This is a genomic window from Streptomyces sp. KR55 (genome assembly GCF_052245645.1).
Lineage (GTDB): Bacteria > Actinomycetota > Actinomycetes > Streptomycetales > Streptomycetaceae > Streptomyces > Streptomyces flavusporus.
In genome coordinates this window covers 1-4,530 of record NZ_JBQQCE010000619.1, presented here as the reverse complement: position 1 = coordinate 4,530, position 4,530 = coordinate 1, and the positions used below count along the sequence as shown (strand labels likewise).

Annotated in this window: 8 protein-coding genes and 1 pseudogene; 7 read left to right on the top strand and 2 right to left on the bottom strand. The window is 69.9% G+C overall.

All coding sequences use genetic code 11. The annotated features are described in order from the left end of the window. Both ACTWQJ_RS46825 and ACTWQJ_RS46820 read left to right on the top strand, forming a co-directional pair. On the top strand, nucleotides 1-166 hold a 166-nt coding region (locus tag ACTWQJ_RS46825), incomplete at its 5' end, for an MmyB family transcriptional regulator (RefSeq protein ID WP_443312476.1). After that, entirely contained in the window at nucleotides 163-534 is a 372-nt protein-coding gene (locus ACTWQJ_RS46820; RefSeq protein WP_443312475.1) for a DUF2255 family protein, read from the top strand. The genes ACTWQJ_RS46825 and ACTWQJ_RS46820, both read left to right, overlap by 4 nt. Nucleotides 535-549: 15 nt before the next feature. Here the strand turns inward: ACTWQJ_RS46820 and ACTWQJ_RS46815 are convergent, their stop codons facing one another. Together ACTWQJ_RS46815 and ACTWQJ_RS46810 are read right to left on the bottom strand one after the other, a co-directional pair. After that, nucleotides 550-1,113 (bottom strand): carboxymuconolactone decarboxylase family protein, encoded by a 564-nt coding sequence (locus ACTWQJ_RS46815; protein ID WP_443312474.1) that lies wholly within the window; start codon nucleotides 1,111-1,113, stop codon nucleotides 550-552. A gap of 24 nt (nucleotides 1,114-1,137) precedes the next feature. Continuing rightward, complete coding sequence (locus ACTWQJ_RS46810) at nucleotides 1,138-1,515, bottom strand: nuclear transport factor 2 family protein (protein ID WP_443312473.1); 378 nt, start codon at nucleotides 1,513-1,515, stop codon at nucleotides 1,138-1,140. Nucleotides 1,516-1,876: 361 nt separating this feature from the next. On the opposite strand from ACTWQJ_RS46810, the gene ACTWQJ_RS46805 reads away from it, so the two are divergent. The 5 genes and pseudogenes from ACTWQJ_RS46805 to ACTWQJ_RS46785 form a co-directional block, all read left to right on the top strand. Then, nucleotides 1,877-2,089, top strand: a complete 213-nt coding sequence (locus ACTWQJ_RS46805) for a hypothetical protein (protein WP_443312472.1) — start codon at nucleotides 1,877-1,879, stop codon at nucleotides 2,087-2,089. 301 nt (nucleotides 2,090-2,390) lie between these two features. Beyond that, on the top strand, nucleotides 2,391-2,858 hold the full coding sequence (locus ACTWQJ_RS46800) for an SsgA family sporulation/cell division regulator (protein ID WP_385273609.1): 468 nt from the start codon (nucleotides 2,391-2,393) through the stop codon (nucleotides 2,856-2,858). A 183-nt stretch (nucleotides 2,859-3,041) separates the two neighbouring features. After that, the gene (locus ACTWQJ_RS46795) at nucleotides 3,042-3,896 is read left to right on the top strand and encodes a Bax inhibitor-1/YccA family protein (RefSeq protein WP_224740247.1); all 855 of its coding nucleotides are present in this window, start codon (nucleotides 3,042-3,044) and stop codon (nucleotides 3,894-3,896) included. A 139-nt stretch (nucleotides 3,897-4,035) separates the two neighbouring features. After that, on the top strand, nucleotides 4,036-4,317 hold the full coding sequence (locus ACTWQJ_RS46790; RefSeq protein ID WP_443312471.1) for a hypothetical protein: 282 nt from the start codon (nucleotides 4,036-4,038) through the stop codon (nucleotides 4,315-4,317). Beyond that, nucleotides 4,296-4,530, top strand: a pseudogene (locus ACTWQJ_RS46785) (cytochrome P450 family protein); the annotation flags it as partial. The gene ACTWQJ_RS46790 and the pseudogene ACTWQJ_RS46785, both read left to right, overlap by 22 nt.

Here is a 4,530-nt window from a genome sequence, read left to right as displayed (position 1 = left end):
GCTCACCCTCGACTGCGACACCTGGGCGAGCCCCGACGACTCCGGACAGCGCCTGATGGTCCTGACCGCCGAACCCGGCAGCCCCTCCCACGACGCCCTGCGCATCCTCACCTCCTGGACCGCGGAGGTGCCCGGCACCGACCGAGCAGAGGACCTGACCCGATGACCACCTGGGCGCCCGAAGACCAGACCCTGCTCTCCGAGACCTACTCCCTCGTCCTGACCGCCGGGGACGGTGACCGCCCCGGTGTGGAGATCGGCATGGTGGTCGTCGACGGCGGACTGTACGTCCGCGCTTACCGGGGAGTCCGCTCCCGCTGGTACCGGGCGGCGCGGGAACACGGTCACGGAACGATCCAGGTGGGCGGCGTCACCCGCGATGTCCTGCTCACGACCCGCGACCTCGAACCACTCGCCGGACTCGACGCCGCCTTCCGCGGCAAGTACGGACCGGTGGCCGACGCCCTCGTCGCGCGCCCGGAGGCACATGCCGCGACGATCCGGGTCGACCCGGCACCCGCGCCGACCCCCTGAGAGGCCCGCCGCGCCTCAGACGCCGGTGGTGTCACTGGAGGTGCCGAGCACCGGTTCGTCGTCGTACACCTTGGTCACCTCCACGTTCAGCACGGTGGCGATCCGTCCGAACGACCAGTAGTAGCCGGCCACTTGCAGCACCTCGACCAGTTCGCGGTCGCTGAGGAACCGGCGGGCCTCGTCGAAGACCTCGTCGGAGACGCGTGGGTGCCGCACCACCTCGGCGGTAAACCGGACGAGCGCGCGGTCGGCCTCGGACAGTTCGGGGCTGTCGATCTGCCGGTCGCGGACGGGCTGCCGGGTTCGCTCGTCGACGCCGGCCGAGCGGGCCATGGGGTCGTGCTGGGCCGCGACGAACGTGCCGTCGGTGTGGGCAGCGACGGTGAGGATCACCAGTTCGCGTGCGCGGTCCGGCAGTTCGAGTGAGGTGAACAGTGTCCTGGCGAACTCGACGAACGGCTTCACGGTGCCCGTCGAGTGGGACATCATCTTGACCATCGGGTCGGGCGGCAGCTTGCCGAGGAACGTGGCGACCTCGTCCGGGAACGAGGCGGGATCCGGGTCGGTGAGACGGGGCACGGTGGTCCTCCGATCGTGGGTGGCTCAGACGGTCCGGGCGGGCTCGACGTCGAAACCCGTCTCGCTCAGGTGCCGGAAGCGGCCGTCCTCGACGAAGGTGCCGAAGATCGCGATCTCCCGGGTCTGGGTGGTGCCGTTCTTCAAAGTGATGCGGAAGACGTGCCGTTCGGCGTAGGTGTCGCCGTCGGTCAGCTCGTCGAGCACGATGACCGTGCCTTCCGCGACCTGGCCGCGGATGCCCGCGACCATCTGCGTGAACTCGTCGCGGTTCAGCGTCTTTCCGTCGCTGCGGTGTGTGTAGTCCGGGGCGTAGTAGCGGTCGAGGACCTCGTGCAGTTCCACCGCGGGGTCGGGCTCGAAGACCAGGGCGCGGAGGGCGTCGGAGATACGGACATGGCTCATCGTGGGTGTGTCCTTCGGTTGCGGAGGGACGCCATAAGCGGACCCGAGGGTCCGGTAATCATCGTACCGGACCCTCGGGTCCGCTTCATGATGGAGCCACTCTGAAGGCAGTCGTACGAGTTCAGAGGGTGCGGGCGAAGAAGGCCAGCAGCTCCGTCCAGTGCCGCTCGGCCGCCGCGGGGTGGTAGGCGGCGGCGGTGTCGGACTGGGGTGTAGCCATGGTGCGCGCCCTCGTAGACCTCGCACCGGTGCTCGACGCCCGCGTCCGCGAGCGCCTTCTCCAGGCGGCGGACCTGACATCGAGGGGTCCTCGTCGGCGGGCGCGATCGACCTGATCGAGCAGCCGGACCTGCTGGACGCGATGAAGCAGGAGTTCAAGGACCGTACCGAGGGCATCGCGTGGGCCTCGATGATCCCGGACGGCAACCAGCCACCGCTGTACGAGCCGCCGGCCGAGTTCCTGAAGGCGACGGGACAGTCCTGGCCGCCGAAGGGCGTGACCTGGCCGGTGCCACCGATCATGTCCACCGAGCAGGTGGGTACCACGGGCCCCGCCCTCGCCCCCGTGACCTGACACCGCGACACTCCCGCACACGCCCCCCGCCTGCAGCCGTCCGCCCCCGGCCACAGGCGGGGTCCGCGTTTTCGAGAAACGTGTTTCCGCTTGTCGGCCTTCGGCCTTTCCGCAGCCAATTGACTTACGTCACGTCCCGCGCAGCCCGTTCGGCGCTTCCCGGAGCCGCTCTTCGGCCGCCGGGGTTCTGCTACGCCCTTCCAGGCGACGTCGTTTGACCGTCAAGTGACCGATGTGCGGGTTCTGTTCCCGGCGAAGAGTGGTAGGCGCAGACTTCGTCCCATGGAGGGGAACTCCTGTCATGCACCGTGATCAGTCACCCCTGAAGGCGCGTCCGGCGTCCGAGCCGGTGCCTCCGCTGTTCCTGGACCTCGACCAGATGCTCGATGAGTTCACCCCGCTGCCGATACGGGCGGAGTTCCGCTTCGACCCGGACATGCCCGCGGTGATCACGGTCGAGTTCCTGGCGGAACGAGGACCGAGTCTCATCTGGCGCATCGGCCGCGAGCTCCTCCACCACGGCCTGACATCGATGAGCGGCTGCGGCGACGTACGGATGTGGCCGGCGCTGCCCAGGGAACGGCCCTCGTCCTGGCTGCTTCTCGAATCGGAGGAGGTGGAGGCCCTGTTCGAGGTGCCCGCGGCACCGCTGGCGGAGTGGCTCGACGCGACCTACCGGATCACCTCGGCCGAGGCGGAGATGGACGGCCTGAACTGGGACGGCTTCCTCATGGAGCTGCTCGACGGCCCGGCGACACCGTCCGAATGACCGCCGCCGGGTGCGCGCACTCGGATGACTTGCTTCCGACCGCGTCACCTGTCAGAGTGGTGACGCAGAGGGTTGCCGTCGTCGGCCCGGTACATGACCAGTGCCACACGTGTGCCGTCCCGGACACCCGATGACAACGCTTTGCCGCAGGCCGCGAGTGTGCGGCGGACGAGGAGGAATGACGTGAGGTCCAGCAACCCGATCTTTTCCCGCTGGGGTGCCGCCCGTGACGCCGGCCCGGCCGACGCCTACGCGCAGCGGCCGGTGGGTGCCGCTGTCGGCGGCCGGCCGGCGGACGACTACGCGACCAACCCCTACGCCCCCGGTGCGGACACGTCACCGCGGACCGCCGGGACCGCGGTGACCATGGACGACGTCATCGTCCGCACCGGGACGACGCTCGGCACCGTGGCCCTGACGGCCGTACTGTCCTGGCTCCTGCTGCCCGTCGACGAGGCGAACATCGGCCGCTCGTACGGCATCGCGGTGGGCGCGGCTCTCGTCGCCTTCGTCCTGTCGCTGGTCCAATCCTTCAAGCGGACGCCGTCCCCGGTGCTGATCCTCGGGTACGCGGCGTTCGAGGGTGTCTTCCTCGGCGTCCTCTCCAGCACGATCTCGACCTATATCGCGCCAGGTGTGGTCGTGCAGGCGGTGCTCGGCACCTTCGCAGTGTCCGCGGGTGTGCTCGTCGCGTACCGCATGCGCTGGATACGGGTGACCCAGAGGTTCACCGGGTTCGTCGCCGCGGCCGCGACCGGCTTCCTCCTGCTGCTCGTCGCCGACCTCCTCTTCTCCGCCTTCGGCGCGGGCGACGGGCTCGGCTTCCACAGCGGCGGCCTCGGCATCCTCTTCGGTGTCGTCGGCATCCTGCTCGGCGCAGCGTTCCTCGCCCTGGACTTCAAGCAGGTCGAGGACGCCGTCGCCTACGGTGCCCCGCGCGAGGAGGCGTGGCTGGCCGCCTTCGGTCTCACCACGACGCTGGTGTGGATCTACCTGGAGGTGCTGCGCGTGCTGACCATCTTCAACAGCGACAACTGAGTTCTCCGCCGCCGGAGGGGCATGCGCACCGCGCATGCCCCTCCGGCGTGTCCGTACATGGGTCCGCCGTCTGAACCTCCACGGAACCCGGCTCGTTCTCATGACGACGACCTGACCGCCAGAACGGGAGAGACGTGTCATGCCCCCCGAGGAGTGCCCGTACCAGGACGGCCGGGTGGTCATCGATCCCGCCTTCAAGGCGGACGCCCCCGCGCGGTACGCCCGGCTGCGGGAGCTCGGGCCCATCCATCCGGCCGAGTTCCACCTCGGCCTGAAGGGCTGGGTGATCGTCGGCTACGACCTGGCCCGGGAGGCGCTGGCCCACCCCCCCTACTCAAGGACGCCACGCCCGCCGCCGAGGCCCTGGCCGCCGCCGGCTACGTCCTCAACAAGCCCTCGGTGGGGCTCGGCGCGCAGATGATGGAGGCCGACCCGCCCGAGCACACCCGGCTGCGCCGGCTGCCCTCGGCCGCGTTCACCCCGCGTCGTACGGCCGCACTGGCGCCGCGCATCGAGCAGATCGCCCACGACCTGATCGACACGCTGCCGCCGGCGGGCGAGACCGACCTCGTCGAGGCGTTCAACGCCCCGTTGCCGGGCACGGTCATCGCCGAACTCCTCGGCATCCCCGAGG